The organism is Staphylococcus sp. FW104-15G4D, assembly GCF_058790135.1.
Genome location: NZ_JBYTCH010000004.1, coordinates 105,152 through 125,387, shown reverse-complemented (window position 1 = coordinate 125,387; position 20,236 = coordinate 105,152). Strand labels below are relative to the sequence as shown.

At 32.3% G+C, this 20,236-nt stretch carries 22 protein-coding genes; 6 read left to right on the top strand and 16 right to left on the bottom strand.

Annotation, left to right across the window (positions count from 1 at the left end; genetic code table 11):
- Positions 1–589: 589 nt before the first annotated feature.
- The 3 genes from perR to bcp all read right to left on the bottom strand — a co-directional run bounded on the left by perR (position 590) and on the right by bcp (position 2,552).
- Positions 590–1,045: a peroxide-responsive transcriptional repressor PerR gene (perR, locus tag AC3WQX_RS10970; protein ID WP_002435887.1), complete on the bottom strand. Its 456-nt coding sequence runs from the start codon at positions 1,043–1,045 to the stop codon at positions 590–592.
- Between the two features lie 95 nt (positions 1,046–1,140).
- Positions 1,141–2,091, bottom strand: coding sequence for a phosphoglycerate dehydrogenase (locus tag AC3WQX_RS10965; RefSeq protein WP_030063569.1), 951 nt, complete (start codon positions 2,089–2,091; stop codon positions 1,141–1,143).
- A gap of 5 nt (positions 2,092–2,096) precedes the next feature.
- Entirely contained in the window at positions 2,097–2,552 is a 456-nt protein-coding gene (gene bcp / locus AC3WQX_RS10960) for a thioredoxin-dependent thiol peroxidase (RefSeq protein ID WP_002453587.1), read from the bottom strand.
- 80 nt (positions 2,553–2,632) lie between these two features.
- On the opposite strand from bcp, the gene AC3WQX_RS10955 reads away from it, so the two are divergent.
- On the top strand, positions 2,633–3,928 hold the full coding sequence (locus AC3WQX_RS10955) for a glutamate-1-semialdehyde 2,1-aminomutase (RefSeq protein ID WP_002435901.1): 1,296 nt from the start codon (positions 2,633–2,635) through the stop codon (positions 3,926–3,928).
- Between the two features lie 174 nt (positions 3,929–4,102).
- A complete protein-coding gene (locus tag AC3WQX_RS10950) occupies positions 4,103–5,197 on the top strand; it encodes an FUSC family protein (protein WP_002435931.1) in 1,095 nt (364 codons plus the stop codon).
- 91 nt (positions 5,198–5,288) lie between these two features.
- Here the strand turns inward: AC3WQX_RS10950 and AC3WQX_RS10945 are convergent, their stop codons facing one another.
- The 3 genes from AC3WQX_RS10945 to mutY all read right to left on the bottom strand — a co-directional run bounded on the left by AC3WQX_RS10945 (position 5,289) and on the right by mutY (position 8,994).
- Positions 5,289–7,025, bottom strand: a complete 1,737-nt coding sequence (locus tag AC3WQX_RS10945; protein WP_002435897.1) for an ABC transporter ATP-binding protein — start codon at positions 7,023–7,025, stop codon at positions 5,289–5,291.
- 280 nt (positions 7,026–7,305) lie between these two features.
- Entirely contained in the window at positions 7,306–7,848 is a 543-nt protein-coding gene (gene ntdP / locus AC3WQX_RS10940; RefSeq protein WP_002435932.1) for a nucleoside tri-diphosphate phosphatase, read from the bottom strand.
- Between the two features lie 102 nt (positions 7,849–7,950).
- Positions 7,951–8,994, bottom strand: a complete 1,044-nt coding sequence (gene mutY / locus AC3WQX_RS10935; RefSeq protein WP_030063572.1) for an A/G-specific adenine glycosylase — start codon at positions 8,992–8,994, stop codon at positions 7,951–7,953.
- Positions 8,995–9,143: 149 nt separating this feature from the next.
- Between mutY and AC3WQX_RS10930 the strand changes: the two genes are divergently transcribed.
- Positions 9,144–10,121: a metal-dependent hydrolase gene (locus tag AC3WQX_RS10930; RefSeq protein ID WP_002435893.1), complete on the top strand. Its 978-nt coding sequence runs from the start codon at positions 9,144–9,146 to the stop codon at positions 10,119–10,121.
- Between the two features lie 92 nt (positions 10,122–10,213).
- Here the strand turns inward: AC3WQX_RS10930 and AC3WQX_RS10925 are convergent, their stop codons facing one another.
- From AC3WQX_RS10925 to AC3WQX_RS10895, 7 genes are all read right to left on the bottom strand, one after another.
- Positions 10,214–11,107, bottom strand: a complete 894-nt coding sequence (locus tag AC3WQX_RS10925) for a Teichoic acid transporter TagG (RefSeq protein WP_023350035.1) — start codon at positions 11,105–11,107, stop codon at positions 10,214–10,216.
- Positions 11,108–11,115: 8 nt separating this feature from the next.
- The gene (locus AC3WQX_RS10920; protein ID WP_002435950.1) at positions 11,116–12,633 is read right to left on the bottom strand and encodes an ATP-binding cassette domain-containing protein; all 1,518 of its coding nucleotides are present in this window, start codon (positions 12,631–12,633) and stop codon (positions 11,116–11,118) included.
- Between the two features lie 15 nt (positions 12,634–12,648).
- Positions 12,649–12,963 (bottom strand): YfhH family protein, encoded by a 315-nt coding sequence (locus AC3WQX_RS10915; RefSeq protein WP_002445497.1) that lies wholly within the window; start codon positions 12,961–12,963, stop codon positions 12,649–12,651.
- Positions 12,941–13,759, bottom strand: a complete 819-nt coding sequence (gene recX / locus AC3WQX_RS10910; RefSeq protein WP_002435941.1) for a recombination regulator RecX — start codon at positions 13,757–13,759, stop codon at positions 12,941–12,943. The genes AC3WQX_RS10915 and recX overlap by 23 nt, the downstream gene beginning before the upstream one ends.
- A 170-nt stretch (positions 13,760–13,929) precedes the next feature.
- Positions 13,930–14,739 carry a monofunctional peptidoglycan glycosyltransferase SgtB gene (gene sgtB, locus AC3WQX_RS10905; RefSeq protein ID WP_002435910.1) on the bottom strand — a complete coding sequence of 270 codons (810 nt, stop codon included), beginning with the start codon at positions 14,737–14,739 and terminating at the stop codon, positions 13,930–13,932.
- A 223-nt stretch (positions 14,740–14,962) separates the two neighbouring features.
- Positions 14,963–15,481, bottom strand: a complete 519-nt coding sequence (locus tag AC3WQX_RS10900; protein ID WP_023350033.1) for a type 1 glutamine amidotransferase domain-containing protein — start codon at positions 15,479–15,481, stop codon at positions 14,963–14,965.
- A gap of 192 nt (positions 15,482–15,673) precedes the next feature.
- Positions 15,674–15,835, bottom strand: coding sequence for an SE1561 family protein (locus AC3WQX_RS10895; protein WP_001830395.1), 162 nt, complete (start codon positions 15,833–15,835; stop codon positions 15,674–15,676).
- Positions 15,836–15,993: 158 nt separating this feature from the next.
- Between AC3WQX_RS10895 and yfkAB the strand changes: the two genes are divergently transcribed.
- The gene (yfkAB, locus tag AC3WQX_RS10890; RefSeq protein WP_162837221.1) at positions 15,994–17,130 is read left to right on the top strand and encodes a radical SAM/CxCxxxxC motif protein YfkAB; all 1,137 of its coding nucleotides are present in this window, start codon (positions 15,994–15,996) and stop codon (positions 17,128–17,130) included.
- A gap of 67 nt (positions 17,131–17,197) precedes the next feature.
- Here the strand turns inward: yfkAB and AC3WQX_RS10885 are convergent, their stop codons facing one another.
- The 3 genes from AC3WQX_RS10885 to AC3WQX_RS10875 all read right to left on the bottom strand — a co-directional run bounded on the left by AC3WQX_RS10885 (position 17,198) and on the right by AC3WQX_RS10875 (position 19,291).
- On the bottom strand, positions 17,198–17,728 hold the full coding sequence (locus AC3WQX_RS10885) for an acyl-CoA thioesterase (RefSeq protein WP_023350032.1): 531 nt from the start codon (positions 17,726–17,728) through the stop codon (positions 17,198–17,200).
- Positions 17,729–17,829: 101 nt separating this feature from the next.
- Positions 17,830–19,071 carry an aminopeptidase gene (locus AC3WQX_RS10880; protein WP_023350031.1) on the bottom strand — a complete coding sequence of 414 codons (1,242 nt, stop codon included), beginning with the start codon at positions 19,069–19,071 and terminating at the stop codon, positions 17,830–17,832.
- A 13-nt stretch (positions 19,072–19,084) separates the two neighbouring features.
- Positions 19,085–19,291 carry a DUF1128 domain-containing protein gene (locus tag AC3WQX_RS10875; RefSeq protein WP_002435959.1) on the bottom strand — a complete coding sequence of 69 codons (207 nt, stop codon included), beginning with the start codon at positions 19,289–19,291 and terminating at the stop codon, positions 19,085–19,087.
- Between the two features lie 140 nt (positions 19,292–19,431).
- On the opposite strand from AC3WQX_RS10875, the gene AC3WQX_RS10870 reads away from it, so the two are divergent.
- Both AC3WQX_RS10870 and AC3WQX_RS10865 read left to right on the top strand, forming a co-directional pair.
- The gene (locus AC3WQX_RS10870) at positions 19,432–19,896 is read left to right on the top strand and encodes a low molecular weight protein-tyrosine-phosphatase (RefSeq protein WP_002435947.1); all 465 of its coding nucleotides are present in this window, start codon (positions 19,432–19,434) and stop codon (positions 19,894–19,896) included.
- Positions 19,897–19,902: 6 nt separating this feature from the next.
- Entirely contained in the window at positions 19,903–20,187 is a 285-nt protein-coding gene (locus AC3WQX_RS10865) for a hypothetical protein (protein ID WP_002435890.1), read from the top strand.
- Positions 20,188–20,236: the final 49 nt, after the last annotated feature.

Genomic DNA, 20,236 nt, shown 5'->3' with positions numbered 1-20,236 from the left:
CAGGATCAAACTCTCCATAAAAAATTATGATGTTTGATTAGCTCATAAATACTAAATAGTTTGTAACGTTTCGTTACGTTTATTGGAATTAACGTTGACATATTGTCATTCAGTTTTCAATGTTCATTTAACACTTACAATACATTATTGTATCGAAATCAACTTAAACTGTCAAGAATTAAATTCATTAATTTATTTCTTGTTTGTAGTTGATTAATTCAACAAATAATATCTTATAATGTTTCGCAAGAAAGTTCAATAGTCAAAATTACACTTTATTAACATTAACTTAAAGTTTTTTACTTCAAGTTTTCAATTAATTAATCTGTTTTTGACGACTTTTATATAATATCAAGTTAGCTCAATAACGTCAATTACTTTCAAAGAGTTTTTAAGTTTAAAATTACTTTATCTGTGAATAAGTTTCTTGATTAAGAATAATTAGATTTAATAGTGTAATTCGCTCTTAAGATCATCATCTAACTAGAGATATCCTAATATATAGGAAAACTTACAAATTTGCACCTAATTAATTCATAAAAAATAAGGTAGCAACCTTTAAAGGCTACTACCTTAATCTTTTAAGCTTTTAATTATTTTCGTTTTCTTTACATTCCTTACATACTCCGTATATTTCCATTCGATGATGAGTGATATCAAAATCTGTAACATGTTGAGCTAAATGTTCAACCTCATCAAGTTGAGGATAATGGAAGTCTACGATTTTACCACATTTTTCGCAAATAACGTGATAGTGATTATGTGTATTAAAATCAAATCGACTTGATGCGTCACCATACGTTAATTCTTTTACTATACCAATATCTTTGAATACTCTTAGATTATTGTAGATAGTTGCAACACTTATATTAGGAAAATCAGGTGAAAGTGCTTGGTAAATCTCATCCGCTGTAGGATGTGAATGTGAAGAAATGAGATAACGTATAATTGCTTGTCTTTGAGGCGTAATACGTATTCCTGCTTTTCTTAAAGACGCAATTGATTCTTCAAGTTCATGTTCAATTGACTCTAAATCCGCACTCATTGAATTCACCATCTTTCTAGTTAATAATAATTATTACTTAATATTAATATAACTGTTGAAGATTATAAATGTCAATAAGTACATGATGTTTTCAACTAATACCCTTTATTTGGATCTACTTCATTCTCAATTACGCTGTTCTTATTGAGAAAATGAGTTAAGTTCTTTTCAAATATTGCAGTTACATCACGATTTATATTTTTATCATTACCAGTAATATGTGCAGTAATCGTAACATTATCTAAATCATATAGCGGGTTATCACTTGATAGAGGTTCATTTTCAAAGACATCTAAATATGCATGTCTAATCAAATGATTTCGTAAAACTTCTATAATAAGTTCTTCTTTCACAATCGTACCTCTACCTATATTTATAAATAATGCTTCGTCTTTCATTTCCTCAAAATGGTGTTTTTTAAGTAGATGTATAGTTTCTTGGGTTTCTGGGAGTGAATTAACTATCACATCACCTTCCGCTAATACATCATCCATTTCTTCTATAGTATAAGTATTATCAAAGTAATCTTTCATATGTCCTGATTTACTTACACCGATAACTTTCATTCCAAATGCTTGAGCTAAATATGCAGTCTTTTGGGCAATTGCGCCAGTACCTAAAAATAGAAGTGTTTTACCGTTAACTCTCTCACCCGTTAGCTTTGAGTCATACTTATGTGCACGTTGATTTTCATAAGATGTTCTCATTTTCTTATAATCATCTAATATAAACGTCATTATAAATTCTGATAGTTGTTTTGCTTGGACACCTCTGCCATTTGTTAAAATAATGCCCCTATCATTAATATAATCTAGTGGGAGATTATTGACTCCAGTAGCATACCATGCAATCCATTTTAAGTTTTTACACTCTTCTAAAAATGCTTGATCTATATCGCCATCATAACCAATTAAAATATCTAGTGATTCTCTATCTTCAGTTGGAATAAATTGAGCTTTTTTATAAAATTTGAATTCCTGTTCAGGAAATTGTTTTATCAACTGTTCCTCTAAATCTTTTAATCTTCTTAGACTTACGATTTTCAATATACTCACTCCAAGATATTTTTTAATTCTTCTATTTGAGTTTTAACTTTAACTTTTTCAATTACGTCAATAATATACCCATTTTCATCGATTACAAATGTAGTTCTAACGATCCCCATACTCTCTTTACCAAAAGATTTTTTTAATTGATATACCCCCGCTTCATCAGCAAGTTTATAATCTTCATCTACAAGTAAGTCAAAGTTGAGTTGATGTTTTTCAATAAAGTTTTGATGTTTCTTTTTAGAATCTCCACTAATTCCATAAACATCTACATCTAAATCATTAAATTCAGATAAGTTATCTCTAAAGTCGCATGCTTCAGTTGTGCAAGTTGGTGTATTGTCTCTAGGATAAAAATATAATATTGCCTTACGCCCTTTTAATGTCTCATTTGTAACTACTGCTCCGTCTTGATTCTCCAATGAAAATGATGGAAACTTTTCGCCTTTGGTTAACATATGCTCACCCATTTCTTAATAATGTTGATTTTATGATACGATATTAAATGAAAATATTAAATTAAAAGAGGTTGATAGATATGAATTTTACTGAAAGCGAACGTCTTCAGAAACTCTCTAATGAATATATACTAGGTGGCGTTAATTCACCTTCTCGTTCATATAAAGCTGTAGGTGGTGGTGCACCTGTAATGATGAAGGAAGGTCATGGAGCTTATTTATATGATGTAGATGGTAATAAATTCATCGATTACTTACAGGCGTATGGTCCTATAATTACCGGACATGCGCATCCACATATTACAGAGGCAATTCAAGATCAAGCTGCCAAAGGAGTGTTATATGGTACTCCTACTGAACTTGAAATTGATTTTGCTAAGAAGTTAAGAGATGCCATTCCTTCATTAGAAAAGATCCGTTTTGTTAATTCAGGTACAGAAGCTGTTATGACAACAATTAGAGTGGCACGTGCCTATACTAAAAGAAATAAAATTATTAAATTTGCAGGATCTTATCATGGACATTCTGATTTAGTTTTAGTTGCTGCAGGGAGTGGCCCTTCACAATTAGGTTCTCCAGATTCTGCTGGGGTGCCTCAAAGTGTGGCACAAGAAGTGATTACTGTACCATTTAATGATATTGATTCATATAGAGAAGCAATTGATTATTGGGGCGATGAAATCGCAGGCGTACTCGTCGAACCCATTGTAGGTAACTTTGGTATGGTTATGCCTCAACCTGGATTTTTAGAAGAAGTTAATAAAATCTCACATGATAACGGAACTTTAGTCATTTATGATGAAGTTATTACAGCTTTCCGTTTTCATTATGGGGCAGCACAAGATTTATTAGGAGTAAAACCAGACTTAACTGCTTTTGGTAAAATAGTTGGCGGTGGTTTACCAATCGGTGGCTATGGTGGTCGACAAGACATCATGGAACATGTCGCTCCATTAGGTCCAGCATATCAAGCTGGTACAATGGCAGGTAATCCATTATCAATGAGAGCAGGAATTGCTTTACTAGAAGTTTTAGAACAAGATGGTGTTTATGAAAAGTTAGACAAATTAGGAAAACGTCTTGAGGATGGATTACTTAAGTTAATCGATAAACACAACATTACTGCTACGATAAATAGAATATATGGCTCTATGACGTTATATTTCACGGATGAAAAAATTACTCACTATGAACAAGTAGAAAATTCTGATGGCGAAGCTTTCGCGAAGTTCTTCAAGTTAATGTTAAATCAAGGTATCAATTTAGCACCATCTAAATTTGAAGCATGGTTCCTAACTACTGAGCATACCGAAGAAGATATTGATAAAACTATAGAAGCTGCTGACTATGCATTTAGCCAAATGAAAAATAATTAAGACTTAACCCCCTACCATTATAGGTGGGGGTATTTTTATTAGAAAAAGATTAACCAGCTAATAGGCAAATCTTTTTATGTATAAGCTTGAAAAATTTAGCGTCTCGGTGTATAACAATAATGAATGAGAGTATGTATTAATATATTTAAATCATAAATCAAAGGAGCGTTATATTTGAGACTAGGAGCTCGGATTTTCAAGACTGGTATAGCAATTATATTAGCTATGTCTATCGCTTCTTTACTTCCAGATAATATCGGCTTAAAGGCACTTGCTGGTGTCAGTGCTGTCGTAGCGATGCAACCAAGCGTTTATCGTTCAATTAAAACAGTATCTGAACAAGCGATTGGTAATATTATAGGTGCTCTACTCGCCGTTACTATGGTAACTATTTTTAGTGATAACTTCATAATAATGGGCGTAACGGTTATTTTGTTAATTGCGATTTTGTTTAAATTTAACCTAGCTCATGTTGCTACATTAGCAAGTGTGACGGCTTTAATCATTATGGGTCAACATACAGGTTCCTTCTATGTAGCAGCATTCTTCAGATTCGCTCTTGTTATGATAGGTGTTTTAAGTTCCTCAATAGTCAATTTAATCTTCTTACCTCCTAAATTTGAAACCAAAATCTATTATAATTCTGTAAATATTTCTTCAGATATTTTTGTATGGTTCAAACTTGTGCTTAATGATACTTCAGAATTTCATAATATTAAGCAGGATGGTGATCAACTTAATTCACGTATCAATAAATTAGAGCAAATCTACAATTATTATCATGAAGAGAAACCTTTGACTAAAAAACATATTTATCAGCAGAATAGAAAGAAGATATTATTTAAAGAAGTAGTAGGAACGACAAGACAGGCTTACGAAGTACTCAACCGTATGTCACGTTACCAAAATGACTTACATCAACTTAATAATCAACTATTATTACAAATTAAATTAGAACTTGATTCGTTAGTAGCAGTTCATGAACAAATCTATAAGAGCCTTTCTAAAAAAGCGAGATACGATGTTACAAAACTTGATTACGAAGTAGACAACCCACTAAAGAAAAACTTGATGGACGCATTTCAACAAGAGTTAATTCAAAATCCTTACCAAACGCAATACTCTTATGCAAATGTAATGCAAATTATAGCTGCTATTGAGGAATATAGATATCACTTAGAACATCTCGATAGAATTCGATTAAGCTTCTTTAAATATCATAATTCAGATTCAGACATCGACATTTCTGATGAGGACTTTGATTTGTAACTAAAAATGCACCACCTTTACTCACATTAATTATAGTAAAGGTGGTGCTTTATCATTTTTAAGATATTTAATTATTATTGATTCAAGCAGTTTATAAATTTTGAATACTATATAAATGTTCGTACGCACCTTGTTTCTGGATCAACTCTTGATGTGTACCTGTTTCAACAATCTGACCATTTTCCATAACCACTATTTTATCTGCATGCGTAATTGTAGACAGCCTATGAGCTACAATTAAAGTTGTTCTATCTTTACTTAATACATCCAACGCCTCTTGTATAATAGCTTCACTTTCTAAATCTAACGCACTGGTTGCTTCATCTAAAATAAGTATCGGTGGATTATTTAAGAATATACGTGCAATTGAAAGACGTTGCTTCTGTCCTCCAGAAAGTTTCACGCCTCGCTCTCCGACTTCAGTGTCATAGCCTTCAGGTAAATTCATAATAAAGTCATGCGCGTTTGCCATCTTGGCCGCTTCAACTATCTCGTCATCCGTTGCATCAGGTCTACCTAATAAAATATTTTCTTTCACAGTGTCTGAAAATAAAATATTATCTTGTTGAACGAGACCAATTTGATTTCTTAAACTACCTGTTAAGAAATCTTTCACATTATTGCCATCAACTAAAATTTCACCTGACGTAACGTCATAAAATCGTGGAATTAAACTAATTAAAGTTGATTTTCCACCACCACTCATACCAACAAAAGCTACAGTTTCGCCCTTATTAATTGTTAAATTAATATCATGCAAAACTTCTAATTCATTATCATTATATTTAAAGCTGACATTCTTCAAATCGATTTGCCCTTTTTTAATTTCAATAGGTTGCGCACCGATACCATTCTTAATGTCATAATCTTCATCCATAAGTTGGAAAACTCTGTCCATTGAAGCAAAGCTTTGGGTTAAAGTAGTAAATGAAGAAACAAGTCTTCTTAAAGGTCCAAATAATTGTTCTAAGTACCCTACAAATGCTGCAAGTGTACCTACAGTAATAGCACCATTAATAACTAAGTATGCGCCAACGCCTATTACAATAATTGGCCCTAAGTCTGTTACAGTGTTTATTGCTGCAAATGAATAGGCATTCCAACGTGTATGTTGAAAGGCGCGCTTTAAAAAATGACTATTACGGTGATCAAAATTTTGAGCTTCATTATCTTCTATTGCGAAACTTTTAATCACTGACATACCTTGAACTCGTTCATGCAAGAAACCTTGAACTTCAGCAAGTGCTTGAGAACGTACACGTGTCAATTGTCTCAATCTTCCGAAGAAGAAATAAACCGTTAAAATATAGAATGGGAAAATGAAAATAGCTGCAATAGTTAATTTAACATCTAAAAAGAACATAATAGATAAAGCGATGATAATAGTAACGCAGTCTAACCAAATATTCATTAACCCTGTAAGTATAAAGTCTTTTGTTTGTTCTACGTCATTAATAACGCGAGAAATCACCTGTCCAACTTGGTTATTTGCGTAGAAACGTGCACTTAAAGCTTGTAAATGATTATATAGTTGTTTACGGATATCATATAAAATTTTGTTACTTGTCCATTGAGCTAAATATTGTCTGATATATTCAATGGGCGGACGTACTATTACAAATATAAATAGAGCAATGCCAATTGCGATTGCAAGATGACTAAACTTTTCACTATTTGATAGTGAGTGGTTATTAATTACTCCATCTATAGCGTATTTAATCAATAGCGGTATTAACATAGGTATACCAAATTTAATAATACCCACGATAATAGTTGCAATAATACGATATCTATATGGTTTGACGAATTTTAAATATCGTTTAATCATGCGCTTTTACCCCCCGTGATAAACGCAATTTATTTTTTAAAAAATGAACAGAGGTTGAATACATTTCATTCGCTTACTTTATACTCATAAGCACTGTCATGATAATGTTTCAACCTCTGATATTAAAATACAATACGAGACTTCAATATAATGTTGTAAATCTTAAAGATGTTAAACTCATTGAACTACAAGATTGCAATACATTTAAATCATGATTCTTATAATCATTCGACACTTTTAATAATATAAAGCAAAGAATCATGTATTACATCTTTTTTGCTTAATAATCTCTAATCTTTTTATAACGCTCTTTCCACACTTTAATAAAATCTGGAGCGAACGGTCCTTTCTTCTGCTCAATCCATTGCTGTAAGATGTCGACATTTCTTCTCAAAATAACGTCAATATCATGAGGATAGTTCATTTGGTTCATATGTAGTTCATACTCATCTTCATCGAGTAAGTGATACTTACCATTAGGATAAACTTTAATATCTAAATCATAATCGATATATTTTAGCGCTTCTTCATCGGACACGAAAGGTGATGATAAATTACAGTAATAATAAATCCCATCTTCTCTAAACATACAAATAACATTAAACCAATACTCCGAATGAAAATAGACAATAGCTGGTTCTCTTGTAATCCATGTGCGTCCGTCACTTTCAGTTACTAACGTATGATCATTCCCACCTATAATCACATGGTCAGTCCCTTTTAGAATTGTCGTTTCAGACCAAACACGATGTATATTGCCATCATGTTTATAACTTTGAATTTTAATCGTTTCTCCTTCTTTAGGTATGGACTCTTTAACCATACTCCACACCACCTTTATTATTTTTAGCCATTTAGATTATATCATACTTTGATACACTTGCTTAATAAATAAAGGCACTATATTAACCGCTGTATTAAGCTCTTATCCAACAATAAAACGGTATATTTTGTCCATTGATACAGGAAATGTATGATTATCCCTGTTATCTAAATTAAACCAAATCATGTTTGAGGGGAGTTCATTCTCCGAGAGATTTATAGATGTAGGTACACTATAAACTTTAATATTCCAAGTCATATGGGTAAACTGATGACGTAATTCAAAGATGGGCTCTTCTAAAGTTTCGACTTTAACTCCTAATTCTTGAGTTAATAAATTATCAGCTACACTTGCTTCCCTCATAGGAAATTGCCACATTCCGTTCAACAATTTTTCTTGTCGTTTTTCAAGTAGATATTGTCCATTATTATTTCTAATAAGAAATACTTTTTGATTGATAGTTTTCTTTTTAATATTTTTAGTTTTAATTGGAAGATCTTCAGTCGTCCCTTCATGAAAAGCCTCACAATTATCTTGCACTGGGCAAAATAAACATAAAGGAGATTTCGGTGTACAAATGAGTGCACCTAATTCCATCATAGCTTGATTAAATGTCCCTGAATCTTCTTGAACATATGGATTTAACTCTTCCTCAAACGCTTTACGTGTCGATTGTAATTTCGTATCACGATAATCATTGTTCAATCGAGACCATACTCGGAAGACATTACCATCAACAGTTGCTAAAGGTTGGTTAAACGCTATACTCATCACTGCTGCTTGCGTATAAGGACCCACGCCTTTTAATTTTTTGAAAAGATCTGGATCAGACGGGACTTCTCCACCATATTGAGATTCAACTTCTTTAACAGCTGTATGAAAATTACGAGCTCGACTATAATAACCTAGGCCTTCCCAATATTTAAGCACTTCGTCCTCATGTGCTTCGCTTAAAGCTGCTATTGTAGGAAATCGATTAACAAACCTATGATAATAGTCAATAACCGTGTTAACTTGTGTCTGTTGCAACATTACTTCACTAAGCCATATGTAATATGGATTAGTTGTTTCTCGCCAAGGCATTTCACGCTGATTTTTGTTAAACCACTCCACAATTCTCTTTTTAAAAGATTCCTCTTGATACATGCCATTTGTCCTTTCTACTTTTTCGATTGTGATGCATCTCAAATAAATCTCCACTTTCAAAAGATTCGTCAATTGAAGTAAGTTGATTTTGTTATAGCGACTTTTAGATTATAATATATATTAAATAAAGATGAAAAGAGTGAGCATTTATGGATACAGCCACACATATAGTTATGGGTGTAGGTCTCACTGCATTAGCAACACAAGATCCCGTCATGGCAGGTTCATTTGCAGCAACTGCAACCACCCTTGTTGCTGGTTCATTAATACCTGACGGTGATACTGTTTTAAAACTAAAAGATAATGCGACCTATATTTCTCATCATAGAGGAATTACCCATTCCATACCTTTCACTATTTTATGGCCAATTTTGATAACCTTTTTAATATTCGTTATTTTTAACAACACTAATCCACTACATGTTTGGCTATGGGCTCAACTTGCAGTATTTTTACATGTGTTTGTGGATATATTTAATTCTTACGGTACCCAAGCACTTAGACCCATAACCAATAAGTGGATTCAGTTAAGTGTCATTAGTACATTTGACCCTATTATTTTCACTCTTTTATGTATTGGTGTATTACTTTGGGTTTTAGGCATACATCCGTATTTCGCATTCTTCCCTATCGTAGCAATACTAGTGATTTATTATGTAATACGTTTTATGATGCAATCATCTATTAAAAAAGAAGCGTTAACTCAAATTGAAAATTCTCATAATCCTGTAAAAGTGTTTGTAGCTCCGACAATGAAATTTCATGTTTGGCGTGTGGCAATTCAAACCGATAAACATGATTATGTTGGAACTGCTCGGTGGAAAGATGTAGAATTTACTGATAAGGTAAAACGTCAAGCTATGACGCCTGATTCGTTACTTTGGAAGGTTAAAGGTAATAAAGATATATTTACTTTTTTAAATTTTTCATCCATTTATCGTTGGCAAACCACACCTTTAGAAGATGGTACAACAGAAATTCGATTAATGGATTTAAGATACCTTAATAATGGACGTTATTCATTTGTTGCAATTGCACATTTAACTCACGACAATGAAATCGACCACTCTTACATCGGTTGGGTATTTAGCGAAGACAAACTACAACGCAAACTATTTTCACAATAACATATAAAGAAACCAAGGCACCCCTTTCTCCAATTAATGATAAGGGGTGCCTTGGTCTTTATCTAACTATATATCAATAACTAAATACAGTGCTATTCATTTTTACCAATCATTTCATTATCTTCATTAGCATTTTCATTATTGTTAAATACACCATCATGTTCTAATTTCTTGCCATTATCATCACTCAGATGTGTTAAATCATTTTCAAGGTGAGTGTCATTTAAACTATCATATTTATCAAAAGCGATATAGCGAACTAATGCATAGTTAATCACACACATTAATGCTAAAAAGAGAATAAAGTAAATATGATATGGAATGTTATTCATACTTACTGCACCGAATATAATAGACTGTGCACTACCATGAACAAGATAATAAACGGGATTTAACATTAAAATATGATCTACTATCGATAAGTGCGTTTTAGGAATGAATAAAATTGGAACTATAAAGAAACAAATCGCACTCATTATAAAATAAATTGTGTCGAAACGTTTGAGTATAAATTTCAATAAACCAAAAGTAACAGCAATAACACCGATAAATATACTAGTCATAATCAAATAATAAATTAGCGACAATAAAAATGTCTCAAAGTTAATTGGCTTCAAGAACGCAATAATTAAACCAAGAATAAACATGTCTACGAATGCCAATAGTGCAATTACTATAGTAGGCGTTACTGATGAAATATGGAATGATTTCATTACCATATAATCTTTTCTATAAAACTTATAACTTAAGTATACAGAAAGTACAATGTGACCAAATACAATTAACGATGTCACTCTAAATAACCATCTTCCTTGAGCGATATCCGTATTATGATTTATATCGAAAATGCCCTCTAAACCTAATACTAAGATAATCCCTATTACAAGGCTCATAGCAAACCATTTCCAAATTTTCTTCAACCTACGAACACAATAAGTGATAAGATGTGGCAAGTTTTTAAAGTATAGTATTATATTATCTATCATTTTCACACCTACAATTCAATATATATCCATTTGTCATCTTTCATATCAGCAATAAAATAGCCACTACCTGATTTCGTAATCCAAACATCTTTTTTAATGTTAAATTTTTTCTTTAAGTCAGTTTTATGTTCCATTGGAATTACAAAGCCTGTTAACGTATCATTGTCTCCAAAAATCATATTTAGTGGTTGTTGTGTAATAGGAACTACATAACGATTATCTTTTTCTGGGACCAATGTTTTAGTCACTTTGTTATGCTTTTGATGTAAATGACTATTGAAGTATTCATAATATGTACTATAGTTTGTTTTAATGTATGGCATTAACGTTTTAAAACTATGCGATTCATATAAACCTGCAGGATTAAAATTGAATAATTCATTTTTGCCTACTGTATATATTTTATGATCCATTTCTACTCTATATTTTTTACTATTTTCACCAGTAATCGTAGCCACGCCATATTTAGGTAGAGTCGAATCTTGTGTACCACTCAATGTGGTTGAACCATCTAAAGCAATACCGTAAGTGAGTTTATCTTCATATGGATCTTTATTTTGATTTTGAATTGAAGCTTGAGTGTAATTTTCAGAAACATGAACCCTTCCTAAATCATTGAAAAGCAATATGCCCATTAACGTAAGTCCGATTAAGAAACTTGCAAACAGAGTTAATATTCTCACTAAAAATACTGGTGGTTTAGCGTGATTATAGCGCTCTATTCTCTTAAAGTTATAAGTCATCTCAGGCATACGCGTACGACTCTTTTTCCAATCTAAATCAAAATTTTCCAGTTGCGATTTTGAATCTAAACTTTTGCGGTCTTTTTCATGTTCTTTAAAAATAGGTAAAACTTGATTAAGTGAGCCTTCCTTTCTAATTTGCCCGTGAGAAACCCACGTAATATAGTTAGTCGTTTCGCTAATTTTATCAATATCGTTATCTATTAAAACGAGTGTACTATTATTCTTTATGTAATCATCTGATAATTCAATCGCTCTTTTGAAAAACACATCATCTAAATGCGAGAGTACATGACTCAATATAATAATTTTGTTTTGACAAGAACGAGCGATACTGAGAAGTAATTGCGCATATTCAGCTTCTGTTAGATTAGAAATACTATTTTCACCTTGCTCAGCTAAATGAGCCCAGTGGATAATTTGTTCAGCCTTATGACTACTCGCTTTGTAGGGAAATAGTTGCACCATCTCGTCAACATATTCTTGTACAGATTGGTGTGCTACTTTCCGGTCTTCCATATCACCGTAAAACAGATTCTCTGTTCGGGAAACCTTACCTTTATCAGGCTTAACCGTTCCACTTAAGATTCTGCCTATTAGCGTTTTAGAAGAACCCGGCTCACCAATTATTCCTAATGATTCACCTTGATATATATGTAAAGAAATATTATTTAAATTAATATCTTCTGCACCATAACCAAAAGGTAGGTACCATTTCTTTGCTCGTTTATTCCTATAATAATGCGTTACTTTTAGTAACCTTAATACAATTGAACTTCCCATTGATTATACATCCTTCTAAATTTTTAATAATGCTAATGGTAGACCTTCTTCTGGTTCGCTACTTTTTATTCTGAAGCCCCAAGCAAAGACGCCTTTTAATCTCTCTACTTTAAAGTATTGTTCGCTGCCATCGTTCAATTTGTAAATTTTTCCAATTTCAACTTTATTACGATCAACCAGATAGCTTTCTGCAATGATGACTTTACTTTGGTACACATCGTATTCATTCATAATTCCATTCATTTCAGCTTTACGCATTTTCTCTTTGTATGTTTGAATTTCATGTCTTAATTCTTGTTCAGACATCTCACTCAATTTCTTCTGTACCATCTGTTATACCACTTTCTTCTAATTTTGATTTAATTTTATCATACTTATAACCTTTTCTCATAAGCGCTTCAATGGTTTTCATCATTAATTTTTGACCATCATATTTTTTACAATTTTTATTATAGACTTTCTCTAAATCACGTTGCAATAAATTATCTAAGGTCTCGTCATCTTGCGAAAAATTCAATTCATTCATCGTCGCTTGAATCGTCTCAAGGGTAAAACCTTTTTGCATTAAGGCTTGGGAAACCTTTTGTTTTACTTTAACCACAGGACCTTTTTTCGTTTTCATGACTTTGTTCCCCACTTTTATTACATCTTCAAGTGGTTGTTGTTCTTCATATAAAGCCGTATAATGATCGATAATCTTTGGCTCAATACCCAATTGATATAATTTCTGTTTATATATTTCAGGCCCTTTATCTGACGTTCGAATCATCGTATTTTTTAAACTTTCTGCATAATCTTCATGATCAATAAATTTTTCTCTATAACAATATTCTATTACCTGTTCGATTGCATTTTGTGAAACATCATTTTTTTCCAAATATTGACGTACTTCTTTTTCCGTGCGTTTTTTAAATGATAAATACTGAATCGCCATATTTACTCCACGACGATAGTGGTCATATTTTTGAATTTGTTCCATATCTTGAGGCTCTAACATTTGATCTTTCTTCAAATTGAATTTCACAAGCGTATCTATATCAATCCCCATTTCGAACTCTCCATCGAGATAAAGATTGAATCGCTCTTTATTCTTCTTTTGAACCTCAAGCTTCGTTATCTTTGGCATATCTCATCCCACCTTTTTCTGAAAATGGACACTATATCAATTAATATTATTATGGCACATTTGTTCCGAATTAAAAAATAAGATAACCATTCACAATAAACCTTTTGAAAATACAAAAAAGCGTCTACTTTCAACTTTTGAATGATGAAAGTAGACAACTTTATAAAAGATTAATTGCTTAATTGTGACATTGCTTCTTTATATTGCTCATCAGTAATAAAATCTTGTTGCTTCATTTTTTCCAAATTAGCTTTTACACGGTTCGTATAATTAGATGACATATTATTAACATCATACACACTCGGTGCATTGACTTTACTAGCTAATATAGCACTTTGCAATACAGTAATCTGTTGCATGCTTTGATTGTTTTTATTAACAGTTGTTCCAAAATAATGATTTGCAGCACCTTCAAGTGTATATTGGTCATCACCATAATAAATATTATTAACATAAAAACTTAAAATCTCATTTTTGTTATACTGCTGTTCAACCTTGTGGGCTACAAATAACTCTTTAATTTTTCTAGTGAAAGAGCGTTCATTATCATAATAATAATTTTTTACTACTTGTTGAGTAATCGTGCTACCTCCTTGTACATCACGATCACTAATTGTTGAAAACAATGCACGTGTAGTTCCTTTTAAATCAAATCCATGATGTTTATAAAAACGTTCATCTTCCATTGAAATAAAGGCACCTTTAACATAATTAGGCATGTTATCTGCAGAAACGAAATTACTTTTATTTTCAATTGATTTTAAATCATCCACGTTAGCTCTTGAAGATAAGACATACATTGCTCCCATGAATATTGCTACGAGTACAATGACTATAATTAGTATTTTCAATAAAATCTTATTACTTTTTTTCTTTTTCGGAGGTTTACCTACTGGTTGGTAATACGTATTATAATGAGGTCTACGTGATTCAGAACGTTGCTCATTATAAGAATCCGCATATTTTTCAGTTCTTTTCATGCGTTTACTCCTTTTCTCAAACTCACCCTCTTAAAGTGAGTGTACCAGTAGTTGTATGGTTTAGCTATAGCTTACATTAAAAATCAGTCCCGAGGTGTAGCAAGTTCTAAACAACATGGCATATCTATTTCTAAGACTTTTTTTAATTAAAAAAGCTATCGATAAAGAATGACTTTACCGATAGCTCATATAAAATCTTATACGATATTTATAAGAATAAGAATTAAGCTTCTAATTGTTTAACAATTTCTCTATTGAAATCATCTAAATCGTCAGGTGTACGACTTGTGACAATATTGTTATCAACTACAACTGATTCATCAACCACTTGAGCACCTGCGTTAGATAAGTCTTTACGTACATTTAAGACTCCAGTTAATGTACGACCATTTAAATCATCAGTATCAATTAATACTAATGGACCATGGCAAATTGCAAATGTTGGAACAACATTTTTAGTGAAGTATTTAGCAAATGTGCCGTAACGTCCTTCTGCATCTCCGCGTAAATGGTCAGGTGAGAAACCACCAGGGATTAATAATGCATCATAATCTTCAGGTTTAGCATCAGCAATACTTACTTGAACTGTAGCTTTCTCGCCATGTTTTCCTACAACTTCATGATTTGCAGTATCTCCAACAATTTCAGTTTCAAATCCTGCATTTTCTATAGCTTCTTTTGGACTAGTTAATTCAATATCTTCAAATTCATCTGCAAGAATGATTGCTACTTTTTTAGTCATAATTAATAATCACCTTTCTCTAATTAATTCTAGTGATTATATAGACAAGATCACTCAAGTTTAAACATTAAATTAGGATGCTAACTTATATTTAGAGGCTTCTTCATCTGAAAATGAGGTAAAAAAGCAAGTGTTGATTGCTCATCATAATCAAACACTTGCTAAATCCAACTCAATAATTAAATATGAGGCTTATTTTGAAACTTGTTTTACCTTCTCTTCTAATTGATCTAACAGACCAATCCACTCATCTATATCCTCTACACGTACTTCATCAGGGTTTACATGGTCAATGTCCTCAATAAATTTATTTAAACGTGTCTTAATTTGATCAATTGTTTGTTGTTCACTCATTAAAAATAAGCGCTCCTTTGTATAGATTTTTTTATGATAATCATATCCTAACATGAATTTGACAAAAAGCGATATAATCTTAATAATGTTTACTGTACTTTTTACATAATAAACAAAGTAGATGGAAAGTTTATATTTAGGAGTAATTATTAATGTTGATGACAAACAAAAAACCTATTTCTATCCAAAACGACCCATGGGAAGCTTACAATGATATTATAGATCATGGAAAGTTAACACTTAGTAACATCGAATTTACCACTACTAACCTTTGTAATATGCGTTGTAGCCATTGTGCAGTTGGTTATACACTTCAAACTAAAGATCCAGACCCCCTTCCAATGGATGTAATTTATCGTAGGCTTGATGAAATACCAAATTTAAGAACGATGTCTATTACTGGTGGAGAGCCAATGTTCTCTAAGAAATCAATTAAAAATGTGGTTAAACCTTTACTTAAATATGCATTTGATCGTGGAATTTATGTTCAAATGAATTCTAATTTAACATTACCTCAAGATAGATATCTTGAAATAGCTGAATATATCGATGTCATGCATATTTCTCATAACTGGGGTACAATTCAAGAATTTACTGATGTAGGCTTTGGGGCTATGAAGAAGCAACCACCATTAAAAGCTAAACTTAAATTATATGAACAAATGCTTGATAACTCTCGCACTTTATCTGAACAAGGAATGTTTGTTTCTGCTGAAACGATGCTTAATCAAAGTACGCTACCTTACTTAGACAAAATTCATAATGAAATCGTAAATGATATGAAATGTAGCCGTCATGAGGTTCATCCGATGTATCCTGCTGATTTTGCCAGTCAACTCAATGTACTTTCGTTAAAAGAAATGAAAGATGCTATTAACCACTTGCTTGATATTCGAGATGAAGATATATGGATGCTATTTGGAACTTTACCTATTTATCCATGTATCAATGATGAAAATGATCAAAAATTATTGCAAAGACTAAGAGATGCTAAAAACGTGACAATGAGAAACGATCCAGACGGCCGTAGTAGATTAAACGTTAACGTTTTTACTGGTAATGTAATTGTTACTGATTTCGGTGATGAAAACGGTACAATTTCAAATATACAGAAAGATAAATTAACAGACGTATTTGACCAGTGGTTAGATTCAGAATTAGCAAAATCACTCAACTGCCATTGTCCTGAATATCAATGCCTTGGGCCTAACGTATTAGTAAAAAATATGTATTATCCTAAAACCGACTTCAAACAAAAAGAAAAAGAAATGCATGCGCGTCACATTTTTTCTTAATAAATTCACATTATAGATGCTAAAAGCCAAAAGAAGATGAGTTCATCTTCTTTTGGCTTTATTAATATTATTTTTCAATATGTCTGACTTCAGATAAATATTCGATTGTTTTCTTACTTTCAGTGCGACGTTCTTTGCGTCTCTCTACGCGTTGTGGAGCACTTTCGTGGAACCATTTTTCTACATCTGTTTCAGGATATACGCCTGGTACATCTGTAGGTTTACCATCTTCATCAAGTGCAACAAATGTTAAAAAGCTTAATGCTGCTAAATGGCGCTCATTATTAAAAACATCATCAATGATGATTTGTACACAAATTTCCATAGAGCTTGTGCCAGCATAAGAAACCATTGCTTCATAAGACAAAATATCTCCAGTTTTGATAGGTCTCAAGAAGTCAACAGAATCAGTTGAAGCAGTAACGACTTGCGCTCCAGCATGTTTCATAGCAGTAATGGCAGCAATTTCATCAATATTTGCCATTAATGACCCACCAAACATCGTATGATGATGATTGGTATCTTGTGGAAACACTTGTCTATTTTTAATACATTTCGCTTCCGACATTGCTTTCATTTTACTATTCTCGTTAGACATATTTAATTTCTCCCCATATTGATATACCAGAAATAAGACTACTAGTAATTAATATCTTATTTTTTATATCTAAAACTTGTTAAAATCTACAATAATGTTACTTACTTTGCCCAATTTCCATTTTCAAAAACTAACTCTTTAGTACCATCATGTAAGATACCATAGATCGTTAAATCAGAACTACCTATCATAAAGTCCTCATGTACATTTGAATCGTTAAGACCTGCGGCTAACTTTTCTTCAGTAGACATTTCAGTTCCACCTTTGACGTTGAAACCATATGCAGATCCAATTGCTAAATGACAAGACGCATTTTCATCAAATAACGTGTTATAAAAAATGGTACGGCGATTTGAAATTGGTGAATCATCAGGTACTAATGCAACTTCTCCAAGTCTTCTAGAACCTTCGTCAGTCTCAATTAAGTCTTTGAGCACCGCTTCACCCTTTTCGGCTTTAACATCTATAATTTCACCATCTTTAAACGTTAAAGTGAAACCATCAATAATATTCCCATTATAACTTAATGGTAACTTGTTAGTAACATAACCGTTCACATTATTTCTGTCAGGTGCTGTGAACACTTCTTCTGTAGGAATATTTGCGATAAAAGGTTGGCCGTCACCGTTGACATAACTCGTTGCATCTTCCCATAAATGTCCTTCCGGTAAACCGACTGTGAGGTCTGTACCTTCAGAAATATAATGGAGTGCCTTATAATTTTTCTTTTGTAGTCTTTCGGCATGTACACTTAAAGATTTAACATGTTTGTCCCAATTTTGAATTGGGTCATTGCCATCTACACGTACAATATCAAACACTTCATCAATAAATTTTTCATAAGCTTTTTCTTCATCCATATCTGGGTAAACTCGGCGAGCCCAGTCTTTAGTAGGAAAGGCTGCCACAACCCATGGAAATTGATTCTTCTGACTCGCTTCCATATATGGTTTGAACCCTTTAGAATACTGAGCTTGAAAAGCTTTTAATTTATTGCCATCGATACCATTTAATAAGTCAGGATCTTCCGCGATGAGTGCTAAGTTAGCTGCTCCACGTTCAACATAATCCAGTCTTTCATCAACATCATACTGTTTTAAATCACTATTCTCAAAATACTCTACAGCTTCATGTTCAAATTTAAGTCTCTTCAGTTTTGAGTCTGAATATTTCACACGAACATCAGAGGCACCAGCTTTATAAGCCTCTTCAACTATTAAATGCGTTAAGTCTAACGCTTCAACTGATGAACGAATAAATACAGGTTGATTTTGTTGAACATTCATCCCTACTTTAACGAGTAATTCTGCATATTGTCTTAACTTTTCATTATAGTTATCCATAATGATTCCTCCCCTAATCTTGTCTAAGTTGTCCTAAATGATCTGCAATTGCTGTCACTTCACTTGGTGAAAATGAATCTTTAGACATTACAAATTCATGTATTTCTGTTATTTCTTCATGATTAGAAGACTGGAATTTATCTGGATCAAGTAAACCTTGATTTACAATATTTAATTTCTTTCTGATTTCTGCAATCATTTCTTCATTTGATAATGACACGTGATTCACCTCTTTTGTTCAATATTCTATCAAATTACCACACTTTATTAAACTTTAATAGAATTTGAGGTTAAGTACTTTCTTATTGTTTAAATACTCTTTAAAATGGGGATATAGTTACATAGTTTGGAGGAATATAAATGGTAGACGTAGCATTTGTATGTCTCGGTAATATTTGTCGTTCTCCAATGGCTGAAGCGATCATGAGACAAAGACTACAAGACAGAGGCATTTCAGGTATTACAGTTCACTCAAGAGGAACAGGTCGATGGAATCTCGGTGAACCACCTCACGAAGGTACTCAAGCGATATTGAAAGAACATCATATCCCCTTCGATAATATGATAAGTGAACTATTCGAACCAGATGATGATTTTGACTATATTATAGCAATGGACCAAAGTAACGTGGATAACATAAGACGAATTAATCCTCATATACGCGGACAATTGTTCAAATTGCTAGAATTTAGTAACATGGAAGAGAGTGATGTACCGGATCCATATTACACTAATAATTTTGAAGGTGTATTTGAAATGGTACAATCATCTTGTGACAACTTAATTGACTATATCGTCAAAGATGCAAATTTGAAAGAGGGGTAATCAACTATGGAAAATAAATTAATTCCTGGTATTTTAATCGGTGCTATTATCGGCGGTGCTGCAACATTAGCTGATAAATCAACACGTAATTCTTTAACTCAATCATTTAAAGACGTTAAAGAAGGTAATCGTTCACGCAAACCGTCTAAAATTAATAGCATTAAAGATGAAGTAATGTATTGGAAAGATACGATTGAAGAAATCCGTCGTAACAATCCTGAATTAGAGCGTTCTATTAAAGACGCTAAAGAAACTTTTGTTAATCGTAAAAACCAACGTTTAGGTAAATAATCGGTTAATGATGAAATTTTAAACTAAAACACTGTTAAAGTTAGAGTCT

Excerpts from the sequence above, each read along its gene's own strand:
- perR (WP_002435887.1), bottom strand. The coding sequence starts at position 1,045 with ATGAGTGCGGATTTAGAGTCAATTGAACATGAACTTGAAGAATCAATT.
- bcp (WP_002453587.1), bottom strand. The coding sequence starts at position 2,552 with ATGTTAACCAAAGGCGAAAAGTTTCCATCATTTTCATTGGAGAATCAA.
- AC3WQX_RS10955 (WP_002435901.1), top strand. The coding sequence starts at position 2,633 with ATGAATTTTACTGAAAGCGAACGTCTTCAGAAACTCTCTAATGAATAT.
- AC3WQX_RS10945 (WP_002435897.1), bottom strand. The coding sequence starts at position 7,025 with ATGATTAAACGATATTTAAAATTCGTCAAACCATATAGATATCGTATT.
- ntdP (WP_002435932.1), bottom strand. The coding sequence starts at position 7,848 with ATGGTTAAAGAGTCCATACCTAAAGAAGGAGAAACGATTAAAATTCAA.
- mutY (WP_030063572.1), bottom strand. The coding sequence starts at position 8,994 with ATGTATCAAGAGGAATCTTTTAAAAAGAGAATTGTGGAGTGGTTTAAC.
- AC3WQX_RS10930 (WP_002435893.1), top strand. The coding sequence starts at position 9,144 with ATGGATACAGCCACACATATAGTTATGGGTGTAGGTCTCACTGCATTA.
- AC3WQX_RS10925 (WP_023350035.1), bottom strand. The coding sequence starts at position 11,107 with ATGATAGATAATATAATACTATACTTTAAAAACTTGCCACATCTTATC.
- AC3WQX_RS10920 (WP_002435950.1), bottom strand. The coding sequence starts at position 12,633 with ATGGGAAGTTCAATTGTATTAAGGTTACTAAAAGTAACGCATTATTAT.
- AC3WQX_RS10915 (WP_002445497.1), bottom strand. The coding sequence starts at position 12,963 with ATGGTACAGAAGAAATTGAGTGAGATGTCTGAACAAGAATTAAGACAT.
- recX (WP_002435941.1), bottom strand. The coding sequence starts at position 13,759 with ATGCCAAAGATAACGAAGCTTGAGGTTCAAAAGAAGAATAAAGAGCGA.
- sgtB (WP_002435910.1), bottom strand. The coding sequence starts at position 14,739 with ATGAAAAGAACTGAAAAATATGCGGATTCTTATAATGAGCAACGTTCT.
- AC3WQX_RS10900 (WP_023350033.1), bottom strand. The coding sequence starts at position 15,481 with ATGACTAAAAAAGTAGCAATCATTCTTGCAGATGAATTTGAAGATATT.
- AC3WQX_RS10895 (WP_001830395.1), bottom strand. The coding sequence starts at position 15,835 with ATGAGTGAACAACAAACAATTGATCAAATTAAGACACGTTTAAATAAA.
- yfkAB (WP_162837221.1), top strand. The coding sequence starts at position 15,994 with ATGACAAACAAAAAACCTATTTCTATCCAAAACGACCCATGGGAAGCT.
- AC3WQX_RS10885 (WP_023350032.1), bottom strand. The coding sequence starts at position 17,728 with ATGTCTAACGAGAATAGTAAAATGAAAGCAATGTCGGAAGCGAAATGT.
- AC3WQX_RS10880 (WP_023350031.1), bottom strand. The coding sequence starts at position 19,071 with ATGGATAACTATAATGAAAAGTTAAGACAATATGCAGAATTACTCGTT.
- AC3WQX_RS10870 (WP_002435947.1), top strand. The coding sequence starts at position 19,432 with ATGGTAGACGTAGCATTTGTATGTCTCGGTAATATTTGTCGTTCTCCA.
- AC3WQX_RS10865 (WP_002435890.1), top strand. The coding sequence starts at position 19,903 with ATGGAAAATAAATTAATTCCTGGTATTTTAATCGGTGCTATTATCGGC.